This window comes from Kribbella sp. VKM Ac-2566 (assembly GCF_004366005.1).
Lineage (GTDB): Bacteria > Actinomycetota > Actinomycetes > Propionibacteriales > Kribbellaceae > Kribbella > Kribbella pratensis.
In genome coordinates this window covers 307,098-323,201 of sequence record NZ_SODT01000014.1, presented here as the reverse complement: position 1 = coordinate 323,201, position 16,104 = coordinate 307,098, and the positions used below count along the sequence as shown (strand labels likewise).

At 69.1% G+C, this 16,104-nt stretch carries 15 protein-coding genes; 4 read left to right on the top strand and 11 right to left on the bottom strand.

Annotation, left to right across the window (positions count from 1 at the left end):
* Nucleotides 1-168: 168 nt before the first annotated feature.
* Nucleotides 169-1,308 (bottom strand): citrate/2-methylcitrate synthase, encoded by a 1,140-nt coding sequence (locus EV647_RS35435; RefSeq protein ID WP_134010932.1) that lies wholly within the window; start codon nucleotides 1,306-1,308, stop codon nucleotides 169-171.
* Nucleotides 1,309-1,381: 73 nt separating this feature from the next.
* Between EV647_RS35435 and EV647_RS35430 the strand changes: the two genes are divergently transcribed.
* Nucleotides 1,382-2,557: a citrate/2-methylcitrate synthase gene (locus EV647_RS35430; RefSeq protein ID WP_134010930.1), complete on the top strand. Its 1,176-nt coding sequence runs from the start codon at nucleotides 1,382-1,384 to the stop codon at nucleotides 2,555-2,557.
* A 32-nt stretch (nucleotides 2,558-2,589) separates the two neighbouring features.
* Here EV647_RS35430 and EV647_RS35425 read toward each other — a convergent pair whose 3' ends face one another.
* The 6 genes from EV647_RS35425 to EV647_RS35400 all read right to left on the bottom strand — a co-directional run bounded on the left by EV647_RS35425 (nucleotide 2,590) and on the right by EV647_RS35400 (nucleotide 10,093).
* The gene (locus tag EV647_RS35425; protein WP_238177561.1) at nucleotides 2,590-4,044 is read right to left on the bottom strand and encodes a hypothetical protein; all 1,455 of its coding nucleotides are present in this window, start codon (nucleotides 4,042-4,044) and stop codon (nucleotides 2,590-2,592) included.
* A 43-nt stretch (nucleotides 4,045-4,087) separates the two neighbouring features.
* A complete protein-coding gene (locus tag EV647_RS35420; RefSeq protein ID WP_134010928.1) occupies nucleotides 4,088-4,969 on the bottom strand; it encodes a MurR/RpiR family transcriptional regulator in 882 nt (293 codons plus the stop codon).
* A gap of 148 nt (nucleotides 4,970-5,117) precedes the next feature.
* A complete protein-coding gene (locus tag EV647_RS35415; protein ID WP_134010926.1) occupies nucleotides 5,118-6,068 on the bottom strand; it encodes a tetratricopeptide repeat protein in 951 nt (316 codons plus the stop codon).
* A 49-nt stretch (nucleotides 6,069-6,117) separates the two neighbouring features.
* Entirely contained in the window at nucleotides 6,118-7,914 is a 1,797-nt protein-coding gene (locus tag EV647_RS35410; RefSeq protein ID WP_134010924.1) for an NAD-binding protein, read from the bottom strand.
* On the bottom strand, nucleotides 7,835-9,508 hold the full coding sequence (locus EV647_RS35405; RefSeq protein ID WP_134010922.1) for a methylmalonyl-CoA mutase: 1,674 nt from the start codon (nucleotides 9,506-9,508) through the stop codon (nucleotides 7,835-7,837). Before EV647_RS35405 ends, EV647_RS35410 begins: the two co-directional genes overlap by 80 nt.
* Before the next feature lie 81 nt (nucleotides 9,509-9,589).
* A complete protein-coding gene (locus EV647_RS35400) occupies nucleotides 9,590-10,093 on the bottom strand; it encodes a MarR family winged helix-turn-helix transcriptional regulator (RefSeq protein ID WP_134010920.1) in 504 nt (167 codons plus the stop codon).
* Between the two features lie 109 nt (nucleotides 10,094-10,202).
* Here EV647_RS35400 and EV647_RS35395 point away from each other — a divergent pair, with 109 nt between their 5' ends.
* From EV647_RS35395 to EV647_RS35385, 3 genes are all read left to right on the top strand, one after another.
* Nucleotides 10,203-10,925 carry a maleylpyruvate isomerase family mycothiol-dependent enzyme gene (locus EV647_RS35395; RefSeq protein ID WP_134010918.1) on the top strand — a complete coding sequence of 241 codons (723 nt, stop codon included), beginning with the start codon at nucleotides 10,203-10,205 and terminating at the stop codon, nucleotides 10,923-10,925.
* Nucleotides 10,926-11,016: 91 nt separating this feature from the next.
* Nucleotides 11,017-11,364, top strand: coding sequence for a YciI family protein (locus EV647_RS35390; RefSeq protein WP_134010916.1), 348 nt, complete (start codon nucleotides 11,017-11,019; stop codon nucleotides 11,362-11,364).
* Nucleotides 11,365-11,374: 10 nt separating this feature from the next.
* On the top strand, nucleotides 11,375-12,619 hold the full coding sequence (locus EV647_RS35385) for an RNA polymerase sigma factor (RefSeq protein ID WP_134010914.1): 1,245 nt from the start codon (nucleotides 11,375-11,377) through the stop codon (nucleotides 12,617-12,619).
* A 19-nt stretch (nucleotides 12,620-12,638) separates the two neighbouring features.
* On the opposite strand, the gene EV647_RS35380 is transcribed toward EV647_RS35385, so the two are convergent.
* The 4 genes from EV647_RS35380 to EV647_RS35370 all read right to left on the bottom strand — a co-directional run bounded on the left by EV647_RS35380 (nucleotide 12,639) and on the right by EV647_RS35370 (nucleotide 16,088).
* The gene (locus EV647_RS35380; protein WP_134010912.1) at nucleotides 12,639-13,361 is read right to left on the bottom strand and encodes a PH domain-containing protein; all 723 of its coding nucleotides are present in this window, start codon (nucleotides 13,359-13,361) and stop codon (nucleotides 12,639-12,641) included.
* Nucleotides 13,362-13,451: 90 nt separating this feature from the next.
* Entirely contained in the window at nucleotides 13,452-13,610 is a 159-nt protein-coding gene (locus EV647_RS42270) for a hypothetical protein (protein ID WP_165546737.1), read from the bottom strand.
* Between the two features lie 297 nt (nucleotides 13,611-13,907).
* Nucleotides 13,908-14,864: a methylmalonyl Co-A mutase-associated GTPase MeaB gene (gene meaB / locus EV647_RS35375; RefSeq protein ID WP_134010910.1), complete on the bottom strand. Its 957-nt coding sequence runs from the start codon at nucleotides 14,862-14,864 to the stop codon at nucleotides 13,908-13,910.
* 21 nt (nucleotides 14,865-14,885) lie between these two features.
* A complete protein-coding gene (locus EV647_RS35370) occupies nucleotides 14,886-16,088 on the bottom strand; it encodes an acetyl-CoA C-acetyltransferase (RefSeq protein WP_134010908.1) in 1,203 nt (400 codons plus the stop codon).
* Between the last annotated feature and the right edge of the window lie 16 nt (nucleotides 16,089-16,104).

The following is a 16,104-nucleotide window of genomic DNA, read 5'->3' as shown; positions in this document are numbered from 1 at the left end:
CCACCCCACGCCACGCCAGCCCCACCCCGCTACCCCCCCCGCCCGCGGGTGACCCCCGCAGATGGAGGGTTGCCCCCTCGAATTCTCAGTGGGCAACCCTCCAGTCGAGCGGGCAAGTCCGGCGTCGTCCGATCTGGTGGTGCGGGCGCGGCGTTCGACCAGTGCGGGTCAGGGGACGGGTACGGGCGGTTGCGGGCCGACGTACGTTGCGATCGGGCGGATGATCTTCGGGTCGCGGGACTGTTCGAGGATGTTGGCGGACCAGCCGATGATGCGACTGACGGCGAACGTCGGTGTGAACATGGCGCGCGGGATCCCACACAGCTCCATCACGACACCGGCGTAGAACTCGACGTTGGCGTACAGGTTGCGGCCCGGCTTCAGCTCGGCGAGTACGTCGACGATCCGCTGCTCGACGGTCGTCGCGAAGTCGACGAGCTCGCCGCCGATCCCGCGGGCGATGTCGCGCAGCATCAGCGATCGCGGGTCCTCGGTGCGGTACACCGCATGCCCGAACCCCATGATCCGGTCGCCGGCGGACACCTTCGCGCGGACCCAGTCGTCGATGCGGTCCGGCGTACCGATCTCGTCGAGGCTGGCCAGAGCGCGATCCGGCGCGCCGCCGTGCAACGGACCGGAGAACGCACCGATCGCACCCGCGACGGCCGAGACCACGTCCGCACCGGTGGACGCGATGACGCGGGCGGTGAAGGTGGACGCGTTGAAGCCGTGGTCGACGGTCGAGACCAGGTAGTGCTCGATCGCGGTCGCGTGGACAGCGGTGGGTTCGGTGCCGGTCACCAGGTAGAGCCAGTTCTCGGCCGCCGACAGATCGGCGCGCGGCGCGAGCGGCTGCTGTCCTTCGCGAAGCCGATACAAGGCCGCGAGGATCGTCGGCGTCACTGCGCAGACCAGCATCGCGTCGGCCTTGCGGCGGGCCGGGTCCGCGTCCCAGAGCGGCGGCAGACCACGGACAGCCGCCAGGAGCGACAAGGCGGTGCGGAGTCCGGCGAGCGGGTTGAACGTCGTACCGGCGGTCGCGATCGCCGGGAGGACGGCACTGACCTCGTCGGGCAGGACACGCAGCGGGGTTAGCTCGGCGACGAACCGGTCGCGCTCGGCGGCGGTCGGGAGGTGGCCCTCGAACATCAGGTACCAGACGTCCTCGAGGGTCTTGGACTTGGCGAGATCGATCGCCGAGTACTCGCGGTAGTGGTAGAAACCCTCGTCGCCGCGGACGTCACCGAGGGTCGTCTCGGTGACGACGACGTTGCGCAGGCCGGGCGGAACATTGATTGTTGTTGACATATCTTCAGAGTTGACAGGCGATCAATGATTGTCAATATTGATCCAGTCAACATGAATGGTCCGAGGAGCGGGGATGCCGTCCGAAGGTGACGAGAATTACCTGACCACCGCCGAGGTGGCGCGCCGTCTGCAGGTGAAGCCGGCGACGGTCTACGCCTACGTCAGCCGCGGCCTCCTCACCAGCGTCCGGGCCCGAGGCCGCCGCGGCAGCCTCTTCCCCGCCGCCGACGTCGAACGCCTGGCCGCCCGCTCGGTAGAACACTCGGGCGTCGTCGAACGCATCGAGTCCGAACTGACCCTCCTCCAGGACGACAACCTCTACTACCGAGGCCACTCCGCCCAGTCCCTGGCCACCACCGCCACCCTCGACCAGGTAGCCACCCTCCTCTGGACAGGTCAACTCCCAGCAGATTCGGCTGGGGTGGAGGCTGACTTGTTCGGGGTGGAGCGGGCGGGGGTGGAGCTGGCTCGGTCGGCGATGGAGGTGGTGCCGGCGGGGGCTCGGTTGACGGATCGGTTGCGGGTGGCGGTGGCTGTATTGGGGGCTGCGGATCCGTTGCGATTCGACCTTTCGGCGGCGTCGGTGACCGCTGCGGCCGGGAGGTTGATCGGGACGTTGGTCGCGGCACTCCCGGGGCCGATCGTCACGCGTACGACCCTGGGCGGGAAGCTCTGGCCCAAGCTCACGGACGCAGAACCGCGACCAGAAGTACTCGACGCCGCACTCATCCTCCTCGCCGACCACGGCCTCGCAGTCTCCACCGTCGCGGCCAGAGTCGCGGCCAGCGCACGAGCGAACCTGTACGCCGTCATCTCGGCAGGACTCGGCGCACTCGACGGCCAGTACCACGGCGCCGCGCCGACCCTCGCCTACGAGTTCCTGGACCGAGCGAAACACGATCCGCTGAAGGCGTTGTCGGACCAGTTGCGTTCCGGCGAACCGATCCCCGGCTTCGGCCACCGCATCTACCAGCACCGCGACCCGCGGGCCGACGTACTGCTCGAACTCCTCGGCGACCACCCGATCGTCAGCACGATCCACGCGATCGCCGAACGTACGCCGACATTCCCCAACAGCGACCTCGCGATCGCCGCCGTCATGCACGCCTACAACTTCCGCCCCGACGCCGGCGACGCCCTCTTCGCCCTGGCCCGCATGATCGGATGGACCGCCCACGCCCTGGAAGAGTACGCAGCCCCCGCCCTCCGCTTCCGAACCCTAGGCATCTACACAGGCCAAACCACCTAACCGGTGGGTGGCTGGCGACTACTGGCCTGGGGCTACTCGGTGGTTAGTTTGAGGAGGGTTGCGGCGCCGGGGGCCAGGGAGATCGGGACTGGTGCGACGCGTTGTGGGGTGTACTTCTGGCGCGCCGGCTGGAAGGTTCCGATCGAGCCGACCGTTTGCTCGTTGACCGACACGACCGCCCGCGCCCGGGCGCTGTGTGAGCGGTTGGCGACCAGCAGCCAGCGATCGCTCGACGCGGCGTCGCGGGATCGGAAGGTGCCGACCACGACCGCGTCGCCCGTGATACCCGACACCAGGTTGGTCGGGGTGAAGCCGACGGTCCCGTTCGGCAGCGGTGTTTCGTTGGCGTGCTCCACGGTCTCGGAAACGAGCGGCTTGAGTTCACGGCCGACCTGGTGCAGCCAAGTGGTGTTGATCTGCTTCGCCGCGTAGTACCGCGACGTCCGTTCCCCGTCGACGGTGATCAGCGCCGGCCCGAACCCTTCACCGCGGGCCGCCTCGGGCGTCCAGTAGGTGAAGTACTGGATGCCTTTGGCGCCGTACGCGAGGCTGATGTTCACCTGCCAGAGCAGTTCGGCCGCGGTCGGTTCGCGATGGTTGTTGTAGGCAAGCGTCTGGATGAACACCCAGGGCGGGATGTCGCCGTGCAACGCCGCGTCCCGGACGATCGCCCAGTTGTGGAAGTAGTTCGCGTCCTCGCGCCCCTCGGAGAGCAGCGGGTACCGGTCGAACGAGATCAGCGACGGCTTCACCACGTCGACGAAGCTGCGGTAGTACGACGCGTCGTCGGACGGGAACAGGTTGATGTACGGCAGCAGTTGCGGCGCGAGCTCGCGGGAGATCGACAGTGCCTTCGCGAGCGTCGCGAACCAGCCCGCGCCGGGTTCGTCGTAGAAGTTGAAGCCGGCGAGGGAGGAGAACGGCCCGTACGCGTCGCGGGCCCGGATGTAGAGCGCGCTGGCCTCGGCCGGGGTGACGCTGAGGAAATCCGACGGGGTGTCGGAGATCGAGAACCAGCGGGACATGTTGCGGATCTGGATGTCGTCCGAGATCAGCATCTTCAGGCCGGCGTCGCGGGCGAGCCCCAGCTGGTACTGGAAGATGTTGCCGTCGCCGGCGTAGTTGCCGGAGATCACGAAGTCGAACCCGGCGTTCTTGATCTCGCCGAACCGTTCCGCCGTACTCGCGTACGGATGCGGCGGCCAGAACAACCCGATCGGGAAGTCGGCCCCGCCCGTCAACGGCAACGTGTCAGGCGACGGTACGGCGACCGCAGCCGAGCCGATCGAACCGCCAGCGGCTGCACCCGACGCGGATCCTGCGGAAGCTGATCCCGCCGAAGCGGAAGTGGTGGAAGCAGACGCGGTGGAAGCGGACGCGGTCGTAGCGGATGCCGCGGAGACGGCTCCTGCGGTGAGGGCGGTGGCGCCGGCGCCGAGAAGCAGGGCGCGACGGCTCATGCCGAGGGTCTGGTGTGGACTCTGCATGTCTCTCCTTCGAAAGGCGGTCGAACGGACTGGCGAGGGTTGTTCAGGTGGGTTGCCGGTGCGTGGACACTGCGTCGGCGGTCGCGTCGAACGCTTGTTCTGCCAGGGGGTAGTCGCGTTGGGCAACGCCGAGGTAGAGCGCGTCCAGGACGATCATCTGGGCATGCCGTCCGGACAGTCCCCCGGTGCGGAACGTGACGTCGCGGGCCGCGGTGACCAGCACGATGTCCGCCGCCCGGGCCAGCGGCGAGCGGGGATAGTTGGTGATGGCAACAGTCGTCGCACCCTGCCGGCCGGACCGTGCCATCGGCTCCAGGACCTCGATCGTCTCGCCGCTGTGCGAGATCCCGATCGCGACGTCGCCGGAGCCGAGCAGCGCGGAGCTGGCCAGCGCGGTGTGTACGTCGCTCCAGGTGCTCGCGGCGCGCCCGATCCGGTGCAGCCGCAACCGCAGGTCCTCGGCGACGGACGCCGACCCCGCCACGGCGTACAGATCGATCCGCCGCGCGTCCGAGATCGCCCGGACGGCCCGCCCGAGCGCTTCGACGTCGAGTGCCGCGACCGTGTCTTCGAGCGCGCGGGTGTCGGCGCGCAGCAGAGTCCGGAGTACGTCGTCCAGCGAGTCGTCCGGTCCCACCTCCGAGCCGGTCCCCCGCTCCCAGCTCGGACTGGTCCGACCACTCTCGGCCGCCAGCGTCAGCCGCAACTCGGCGTACCCGGACAGACCGAGCGCGAGGCAGAACCGGGTGACGCTCGGCAACGACGTACTGCACCGGGCTGCCAACTGGCCGATCGTCGACGAGGCGACCGCCGCCGGGTCGCGGAGCACCTCGGCGGCGATCCGCGCCTGCGCCGGGCTGAGCGCCGGCAACAGGCCGTGGATCCGCGCCTCGAGACTCGGCGGCGGCGACTCGACAGCACTCATGTAAAGAATTCTCAGAGCACGCCAACCACAATTACAAGAATTCACACTGACCGGTTCCGGCCAGGCAAAGTAACATCCGCCGACCAGTGCACTGGTCAGACCAGTGCACTCGCCCGACGAGAACCGGCGGGCGCACACTCGCGAAGAGTTAGAACAGCGCGGCCATCAACCGGCGGCGCGCCTTGACGACGCGCTCGTCGTCCGCGCCGACGACCTCGAAGAGCTCGAGCAGGTGCAGCCGTACGGCGTTCCGCTCATCGCCCGAGGTCGCCTGGACCGTGGAGATCAGGCGTGCGAACGCGTCGTCCACATGCCCGCCCATCAGGTCCACGTCGGCCACCAGCAGCTGCGCCTCGACGTCGGTCGGGTCGTCGGCCGCCCGCGTCCGCACGTCGGCCGGCACGTTCTGCGTACGCTTCACCAGCTGAACCCGGGCCAGCCCCGACTTCGCCTCGGCGTCGTTCGGCGTCTCCTTCAGGAGCTCTTCGTACGCCGCAATCGCGCCGTCGAGATCGCCCGCGGCGACCGCGTTCTCGGCCTTCTCGTACCGCGGGTTCGGGGCCGCTTCCTCCTCGGCGGCCTCGGCCGCCGGGCCGACCGGCTCGGCGCGCCCGGTGATCCCGTTCGCGACGGCGACCGTCAGCAGCTGGTCGAGGTACTGCCGGACCTCGGGCTCACCGAGGACGCCCTGGAACAGCGGCACCGGCTGACCCCGCAGGATCGCGATCACGACCGGCACCGCCTGTACGCCGAACGCCTGGGCGACCTGTGGGTTCGCGTCGACGTCGATGCGGGCCAGTAGGAACTTGCCGGCGTACTCGGTCGACAACTGGGCCAGCACCGCACCGAGCGCGTTCGAGCCCTGCGACCGCGGCGAATACAGCTCGACGACAACCGGTGCCTGGAGCGAGCGCTCGATGACGTCGGACTGGAAGTTGGCCTCGCCGACCTCCAGCACGTACGCACCTGCAGGCCCGCCACCCGCGGCGCCACCCCCAGCACCACCCGCTGGAGCACCAGGAGCGCCGGGCGCACCGGCCGGTTTACGGAGGGACGACAGGTCGACCGCCCCTGGACGGGAGAAGTTGGACTGGCTCACCACTGTCCTCGCATTCCGTGCACACTCCGTACGTTCACAGGTCCATCCTCTACGACGCGGCCGACTTGCGCTGCGCCCGGGTCACCATCAGCAGCCGGGCGAGGCCCGCCCGGGTCCCCGCGACCGCCAGCCGGTCCCCTACCTCGACCTGCCGCTCGGACGCCGGACTCCACTCCCAGGGACCGTCCCGATCCTGCCGTGCGAGCACCCGCAGGCCCTCGGCCTCGTTCAGTTCGCCGAGCCGCCGACCGTCGGCGACCGACCCAGGCTCGACGGTCACCTCGGTCAGCAGCAGCACGCGGCGCCCGGCCGGGATCGTCACCTGCTTGCGCCGGTTCGCGACCGCGGCAGCGATCGCCGGCGCCACCAGCATCGACACCGAGCGGCTGTGGCCGAGGCCCAGCCGCCGCTCGACCCGCTGCGCCAGGTCGTGGTCGAACATCCGCATCGTGATCCGGGCGTCCGGGTTCAGGTCCCGGGCCACCATCGCCGACTCCAGGTTCGTGATGTCGCCGTCGGTGATCGCAAGCACCGACTGGCATCGCTGGACGCCGGCCGACCGCAGCGTCTCCTCGTTGCTGCTGTCCCCGATCACGACCGGGATCTTCAGCCGGTGCGCGACCTGGATGCCCGGCGCGTCCTCGTCCTGATCGACGCCGACGACCGCGACGCCCCGCTCGGTGAGGATCTCGAGCACCCGAGCGCCGACCGTACCGAGGCCGCACACCACCACATGATTGCGAGGCCGCCCGCGGACACCGCCGATGATCCGCGACAGCCGCGCGCCGATCAGCGAGTCGACCACGACCGCGGTCAGCAGCGCCATCAGCACGATCCCGGTCAGTTGCACGACGACCGCCGCGACCTTCACCCACGGGTCCGCGTCGGAGAACGCGTTGTCCTCGATGCCCGCCGAGGTCACCGCACCGGCCGCCAGGTAGATCGCGCGCCACCAGTCGATCCCGCCGACGAAATGGATGACCGCCGTACCCGCCGCGACCAGGAACGCCATCACCGCGGCGATCTTCCGGACCCGGCTGTCCAGGATGTCGCGGAGCCCCATGAACCAGCCGGCCGGACGTACGTCGCGGCTGCGCCAGATCGCCCGTACGCCGGTGCCGAGCACGATGTCACCGTCCGGGTCGGCGCTGGCCATCGGCAACAGCTGCGGCGTCGCGGACGAGGTCGTGTCCGCGAGCACCGTCAGATGCGGCTCGCGGATCAGATCGGCCTGTCCCACGACCACCCGCTGACCGCCGAGCTCCATCCAGGTCAGCTCGTCGTCCTCCAGCGCGTCCGACACGAACGCGGGGGCGGCGAGCGACGGCCCGTTGATCACCACGCAGTCGCCGAGCAGGCTGTTCAGCTGCTTACTGAGCCGCGGATTGACCATCTGTACGACGATCCGCAGCTCCGGATCCATGTCCCGCGCAGTCAGCGCGGTGTGCACGTTGTGTACGTCGTCGGTGTCCAGCAGGACCAGTGCGCGCGCGGTGGACGGCGTACCGTCGTCGTCGGCGTCGATCCCGGCCCGCCGCAGCAACGCCTCGCTGATCACCCGGGCGCCCATCACGGTCGCGCCCAGCTCACCGATCCGGTCGTAGTGCCGGGAGGCGGGGTTGACGATCGCGGTCACGCGTTCGCCCGAGCTCACCAGTTCGGTGACCACCCGCAGCATCGTGCGGTCCGAACCGCAGACCACGACGCGCCGTCCGTCCGGGGAATCGGCCGCACCAGGGGCCTCTCGCCCGGACGGTGGCGGCTCCTCAGAATCGGGCGGGCTCTCGGTACTCTCCCCACTGTTCCCGAAGAACGTGACAGATTTCCCCCATCGTGGCCTCCGCACGCACTGCCTCCAGCATGGGCTCGATCAGGTTGCCAGTGCCGCTGGCCGCCTCCACCAGAGCCGACAGCGTACGCCGTACCCGGTCCTCGTCGCGGTGCGCCTTGCGTTCCGCGAGGACGCGGCACTGCTCGACCTCGACCTCGTGCGAGACCCGGAGGATCTCCAGCTCGCCGGACACGGTGTCGGTGAGCGTGTTGACGCCGACGATCTTCTTCTCGCTCTTCTCGAGCTTCTGCTGGTACTCGAACGCGGCGTCGGCGATCTCGGCCATGAACCAGCCGTCCTCGATCCCGCGCAGGATGCCGCCGGTCATCGTCTCGTCCGGGCTCATCTCCTTGATCCGCGCGAAGATCGCCTCGGCCTCGGCCTCGATCGCGTCGGTCAGCGCCTCGACGTACCAGGACCCGCCGAGCGGGTCGGCGACGTTCGTGATGCCGATCTCCTCCATCAGCACCGACTGGGTCCGCAGCGCGATCTCGGCCGACTCCTCACTCGGCAGCGCCAGCGTCTCGTCGAGCGCGTTGGTGTGCAGCGAGTTCGTCCCGCCCAGTACGGCGGCGAGAGCCTCGACAGCCGTCCGTACGACGTTGTTGTACGGCTGCTGCGCCGTGAGCGACACCCCGGCCGTCTGCGTGTGGAAGCGGAGCCACTGCGCCTTCTCGGTCTTGGCGCCGTACACGTCCCGCAGCCAGCGGGCCCAGATCCGGCGGGCGGCGCGGAACTTCGCGATCTCCTCGAAGAAGTCGAGATGGCTGTCGAAGAAGAAGGACAGGCCCGGTGCGAACACGTCGACGTCGAGCCCGCGGGAGAGCCCGAGCTCGACGTACCCGAAACCGTCGGCGAGCGTGTAGGCGAGCTCCTGCGCGGCGGTCGAGCCGGCTTCACGGATGTGGTACCCGGAGACGCTGAGCGGCTTGTACGCCGGGATCGTGGTCGCGCAGTACTCCATCAGGTCGCCGATCAGGCGCAGGTGCGGCTCCGGCGGGAACAGCCACTCCTTCTGCGCGATGTACTCCTTGAAGATGTCGGTCTGCAGAGTCCCGTTCAGCTTGGAGATGTCCGCGCCCTGGCGCTCGGCCGCGACCAGGTACATGCAGAACGCCGGCACGGCCGGGCCGGAGATCGTCATCGACGTGGTGACGTCCTGGAGTGGGATGTCCTTGAACAGCCGGTCCATGTCGACGGCCGAGTCGATCGCGACGCCGCAGTGCCCGACCTCGCCGAGCGCCTTCGGGTCGTCGGAGTCGCGGCCCATCAGCGTCGGCATGTCGAACGCGACGGACAGGCCGCCGCCACCGCCGTTCAGGATCATCCGGTAGCGCTCGTTGGTCTGCTCCGCGTTGCCGAAGCCGGCGAACTGGCGGATCGTCCACGTCCGGCCGCGGTACCCGGTTGCGTACAGACCACGGGTGAACGGGAACTCCCCCGGCCAGCCGATCCGCTCCATCCGCGGGTCGGCGACACCCTCGGGCGGCCCGTACACCGGCTCGACCTCGGTGCCGGACAGCGTGGTGAAGTCCGCCTCCCGCTTGCGCGCGGCGTCGTACCGCTGCTGCCACCGGCTCCGGCCGGCCGCAATCTGCTCGGCATCCATCAGTCAGACCTCCTAGGGAACTGGTCCCAAAATACTAGGACGTCCAACTATTTCCAACCGGCACGATCGTCCGGGTTCGGGTCAGTTGAAGTCGCCGGCGTTGTGGCGGAGGGGTTCCAGGACGGACCAAAGCATCTTCAGCTGCTCGTCGGTGAGGCCGGACAGGGCGAAGTCGGCGGCGACCAGGTCGGCGGTGGCGCGTTCGACCAGGTCACGGCCCTCGGGGGTGATCTCGCAGAGGACCGCGCGACCGTCGTCCGGGTGCGGCGTCCGGGTCACAAGCCCGGCCGCCTCGAGCCGGCGGACGATCGAGGTGACCGACGTCGGGTGCACCTGCAGCCGCTCCCCCATCTTCCCGAGCGGCAGCGATCCGCGCCGGGAGAAGGTGAGCAGCACGAGGGCCTCGAACCGGGCGAACGTCAGCCCGTGCTTGCGGAGGATCTCGTCCAGCTCGTTGATCACGATCTGCTGCGCGCGCATCAGCGACGTCACGGCCCGCATCTGCTCGACGGCGCCCCAACGCCGCCCCCACTGCCGCGACGCCTCGTCGATCGGATCGAACGGCAACGCCCTCTTCCTGGCCATGACCGGAACCTTAGTCCCCCATCGATCTGGCCACGGACCGAGAACTGGCAGGCGGCGCTCACGGCGCGCGGCATCAGAAACTGTCGATGGAGCCTGCGAGGGTGCCGGCATGAGATTCCTGGAGCACGTGCGGACGGAGAGCGCCCGGCTCGGTGAGGTTGCGCGGATCGGGCTCGACGCGGCCGTGCCCAGTTGTGCGGGGTGGACGGTGGACGACGTGGTGCGGCACGTCGCGATGGTGTACGTCCACAAGGTCGAGGTGCTGAAACTCGGCGCCCTCCCCGACCCGTGGCCGCCGGACTTCTCCGGCCTCACTTCGCTGGAGTGGTACGACGATGCGCGCGCAGCGATCGTCGACGCCCTGGAGGCGGCCGGGACCGCGACGCAGACGTGGACGTTCAGCCCCCGCGACCGCACGTCCGCGTTCTGGTACCGGCGGATGGCACACGAGACCGTCATTCACCGGATCGATGTCGAGCAGGCGCATGGCGTCGTCACACCGATCGACGCCGACCTCGCCCTCGACGGGATCGACGAGGTCCTCTACCCGACGCTCGGCGGGCCGTGGTGGGAGGAGGGCGACACCGCCTACCCGATCGACGCGACCGTTCGGCTGACCGCGGGAGGCCGGTCCTGGACCGTGCACGCCGACGCGACGAGTGTCGACGTACAACAAGGGGCTGAGGGGGATGCCTTGGCGGAGGTTTCTGGGGATCCGGCGCGGGTCTACCTCTGGTTGTGGGGGCGGGCCGGCGAGGACGCGATCGAGACGGCCGGCGATCCGGACGTCGTGCGGGCGTTGCGCGGAAGACTTTCCGAGGCCTCGCAATGACAATGTCCTCTCGGGGGCGGGCTGTTCGTTCTCCCATTGAGAGAGCACAGCCCGAGAGACCACAGTGGTCTCAGCGAGAAGGAGGAGTCCGATGGCGCAGTACCTTGCACTGACCTACACCGCCGACGTCGACTGGTGGGCGCCCGAGCAGGCCGAGGAGCTGGCCGAGTACCGGAGGTTCGGCGTCGAGTTCGCCGAGCAGGTGAAGGCGAGCGCCGTACTGCATCCGACCTCGACGGCGACCGTCGTCCGGGTCGAGGGTGCCCGCGGCGGTCCGGTGGTCACCACCGACGGGCCGTACGCCGAGACCAAGGAAGCGCTGACCGGCTACTACCTGATCGAGGCCGACGACCTCGAGGAGGCGGTGCGGGTCGCGGCCGAGATCCCGGCGGCCTGGGGCGGCGCGGTCGAGGTCCGCCCGGTGATCGTGGCGAAGTAGCACAGGTCCCGTGAACGAGCGGTACGACGCGGTCGCCGAGACGATCCGGATCGAGGGGACGCGGATTCTCGCGACCCTGATCCGGACCGTCGGCAACGTCCAGCTCGCCGAGGACGCGGTCCAGGAGGCGGCGTTGGCGGCGCTGGGTGCGTGGCCGGTGACCGGCGTACCGCCCGAGCCGCGCGCCTGGCTGACCGTGACCGCCCGCCGGAAGGCGATCGACATCATCCGCCGAGAACAATCCCGCGGCGCCAAGGAACGCGACGGCGCCGACCTGATCGAGCTGACCAAGCGCGAGGTCGAGACCGAAGCCGTCGTTCAGGACGACCTGCTGCGGCTGATCTTCACCTGCTGCCACCCGTCGCTGTCTCCGCCGACCCGAGTGGCTCTCGCGCTCCGCACGCTCTGCGGCCTCTCACCCGCACAGATCGCCGGCGTTCTGCTGACGACCGAGGTCGCCACGACGAAGCGGCTGGTCCGCGCGCGGCAGAAGATCGCCGCCGCGCGCATCCCGTACCGCGTGCCGGCCGAGGCCGAGCTGCCCGAACGGCTGCCCGCGGTCTGCGCCGTCATCCACAGCCTCTACACCGCGGGTCACGCGCCGGCCGAGGGCGAAGCGGCGTACGACGTCGACCTGTGTGCTGAGGCGATCCGGCTGGCTGAGCTCCTGCACTCGCTTCTCCCCGACCAGCCGACACCGACCGCTGTGCTGGCGCTCCTGCTCCTCACCGAGGCGCGTCGACCGGCCCGTGTCGATGACTCCGGCGAAGTGGTGACGCTCGATCTACAGGACCGTTCGCTGTGGGATCAGGACCTCATCGACCGCGGCGTCGCGCTCCTCAACGACTCGCTGGAGCGGTCCGAGCGGCAAGCCGACGCGTACCAGTTGCAGGCCGCGATCGCGGCCGAGCATGCGCGTGTACCCAGCTACACCGCGACCGACTGGCGCGAGATCGTCCGGCTGTACGACCTGCTGGTCGAGGTCTCCCCCAGTCCCGCGGCCGAACTCGCCCGCGTCGTCGCGATCGCCGAAACCGGCGACGTCGACAAGGCCCTCAAGCTGCTCGACGAGATCCCGCCCAGCTCACGCAAACACGCCGTACGCGCCGAACTTCTCGCCCGCACCTCGCGGTACGCCGAAGCCGTCGCAGAGCTGGACCAAGCGCTGGCCGGCGCGCCGCTCGATCATCCCGAGCGCGCACATCGGGAACGCCGCCGAGCCCTGTTCGACGCGAAGTCCACCATGAACACCTGACCAGCTGTCCGCAGCCGGGTCAGTCCTCGTCGGTCCAGTTGCCGCGTTCGCTGTTGAAGATCGACTTCGCGCCGGAGGAGGGTGGCGGTGCCGGCCGGGAAGGCTGGCTGCTCGTCGTCGTGACCGGCGCGTACGCACCGGCGACCTCCTGCGCCGAGTCCATCCCGATCGGACCGGTGCCGTCGTCGTCGGAGTCCTCGTCGCCCTGGAGTACGTCGACGCTCGCGGAGGCTCGCAGCCCGGTGCGCTGGATCACGCGCTGAATGGTGAGGTCGCGGTCGTCGGGCCGGCTGACCCACTTGATCTCGCGGAAGCCCTGGTCCTGCGCGGCGGATTCGAAGACGAAGTGGCCGTAGCCGAGCATCCGCCCGATGATCGGCTTCTGCAGCGTGATGTCGAGGACCCGGGCGATCGGGGTGGTCGCGACGGTCTGGGAGAAGACGCCGCGGATTCGCATGACCCGCATGTTCGTGACCACGAAGCGGTCGCGATGCTGGGTGAGGAATTGCCAGAAGGCATGACTGAGCAGCACCAGGACGATCGCCAGCAGCACCGGCTGCCCGCCGATCGATGTGGTGGCCATCGTGAGCAGCAGGGCCGCCGCGAGCACGACCTCGAGCATCGGCACCGTGAACACCACCCAGTGGTGCCGCACCTCGTCGATGACGACTTCGCCCTCGTCCGAGATCAGATGGCGCCGGACCTTCGGGTCGAAGATCCGGAACAGGCCTATTCCGGCCATCCGCTCACTCCCCTGTCACGCTGTTGTGTGACCCCGTACGACTCAAGTGTCCCGCACGACGACGCGCAACGGGACACGAGAGACGGCAGATCAGCTGAACAGCGCCGTCAGGAAGGTGATGACGCTTCCGAACGCGTCACCAACGGCCGAGAACGCACCCCCTACCGCTCCCGCGGCGTTGGCCGGCTGAGTGAACAGATAGAAGCCGGCAAAGGCGATGAGCGACCAGATCAACAGCTTCTTCGGCATGTCGCCACTCCTTGTTCCTAACCACTCGGTCGACTGTGTTTTGAGTTTGTATCACGGACCGTGACCAATTGTCACTGACTGAACACAGCCCACCGCACAATCCTCACCAGCTACAAGGTCCATTCTGTAACGGATCCGGGGGCACGGCAGCCATCGGCGCGCCGCCCTGAGACGCAGATCGCCGTACCCGGCGGAAATCCTGCGGCATTTGCCCGAAATCGGTACAACTTCCAGTGAACGAAAGCAAAAGACACGATGTGACACACCGTGGTCGATTGTTCCACGGCGAGACAAGTGTCACAAAGCAGAGATCAGCTCGTCGGCCGCTGAATAGGGGTCGGTGCCGCCGTCCGCGACCTTCGCGGCGAGTACGTCGAGTCGCGCGTCCCCGTGCAGGTGCGCGAACCGGGCCCGCAACGCCGTCGTCGCGATCGCCTCGATCTCGTCCCGCGCGCGACCGCGGCGCCGCTCGGTCAGTACCCCGTTCCCACGCATCCATTCCAGCCGGTCCTCGATCGCCTGCACCACCTCGGCGATCCCTTCGTTGCGGGATGCGACCGTCTTGAGGATCGGCGGCGACCAGGCGCCTTCGGGCCGCTCGGCCAGCGCCAGCATCGACCGCAGGTCCCGGGTGACCGACTGGACGCCGTCCCGGTCCGCCTTGTTCACCACGTAGATGTCGCCGACCTCGAGGATCCCGGCCTTGGCCGCCTGGATGCCGTCACCCATTCCCGGCGCCAGCAGGACCAGCGTCGTGTCGGCCATCCCGGCGATCTCGACCTCGGACTGCCCGACTCCGACCGTCTCCACCAGCACCACGTCGAACCCGGCCGCGTCCAGCACCCGCAGCGCCTGCGGCGTCGACCACGACAGCCCGCCGAGATGCCCGCGCGACGCCATCGACCGGATGAACACCCCTCGGTCGGTCGCATGGTCCTGCATCCGCACCCGGTCCCCGAGCAATGCGCCGCCGGAGAACGGCGACGACGGGTCCACGGCGAGTACGCCGACCCGCTTCCCGGTCTCGCGGTACGCCGACACCAGGGCCGACGTCGATGTGGACTTGCCGACGCCGGGCGAGCCCGTGATGCCGACGATGTGCGCGTGACCGGCGTGCGGCGCCAGCTCCGCCATCACCTCGCGCAACAGCGGGGATTCGTCCTCGACCAGCGAGATCAGCCGAGCGACGGCCCGGGAGTCGCCCTCCCGGGCCCGCTCGACCAGCTCACCGACCGGCGCCGTACGTCGTGGCATCAGCTCTCGATCAGCTCTAGATCACTTCTGGGGAACGCGGACGATCAGTGCGTCGCCCTGACCGCCGCCGCCGCACAGGGCCGCCGCGCCGACGCCACCGCCGCGCCGGCCGAGCTCGAGGGCCAGGTGCAGCACGAGGCGCGCGCCGGACATCCCGATCGGGTGGCCGAGCGCGATCGCGCCGCCGTTCACGTTCACCTTGTCGTCGCTGACCTGCAGCTCACGAGCGGACGCGATCCCGACCGCCGCGAACGCCTCGTTGATCTCGATCAGGTCGAGGTCCGCGGGCTGGATGCCTTCCTTCGCGCAGGCCTTGACGATCGCGTTGGCCGGCTGGCTCTGCAGCGACGAGTCCGGTCCGGCGACCGAACCGTGCGCGCCGATCTCGGCGATCCAGCTGAGCCCGAGCTCCTCGGCCTTCGCCTTGCTCATCACGACGACCGCACAACCGCCGTCGGAGATCTGCGACGCCGAACCGGCCGTGATCGTGCCGTCCTTGCCGAACGCCGGCCGCAGCTTGCCCAGCACCTCGACCGACGTGTCACCGCGAACACCTTCGTCGCTGTCCACCACGATCGGGTCGCCCTTGCGCTGCGGCACCTCGACCGGCACGACCTCGTCGGCGAAGAGGCCGTTCTTCCAGGCCTCGGCGGCGCGCTGGTGCGAACGGGCGCTGAACTCGTCCTGCTCCTCGCGGCTCAGCTTCTGGCGCTCGTTGTTCGCCTGGTCGGTCAGCGCGCCCATGGCCTGGTCGGTGAACGCGTCCCACAACCCGTCGTACGCCATGGAGTCGACCAGCGCGGTGTCGCCGTACTTGAAGCCCTCGCGGGACTTCGGGAGCAGGTGCGGCGCGTTCGTCATCGACTCCATGCCGCCGGCGACGACGACGTCGTACTCGCCGGCGCGGATCAGCTGGTCGGCGAGCGCGATCGCGTTCAGCCCGGACAGGCAGACCTTGTTGATCGTGATGGCCGGCACATCCATCGGAATGCCGCCCTTGACCGCAGCCTGGCGGGCGGTGATTTGACCGCCGCCGGCCTGCAGGACCTGGCCCATGATCACGTACTCGACCTGGTCCGGCGCGACGCCGGCCTTCTCGAGTGCGCCCTTGATCGCGAACCCGCCGAGCTCTGCTCCGGTGAAGCCCTTGAGGCCACCCAGCAACCGCCCGATCGGGGTCCGTGCACCGGCGACGATGACGCTGTGGTTCCGCGTGTCAGACATGCCGTCACGATACCTG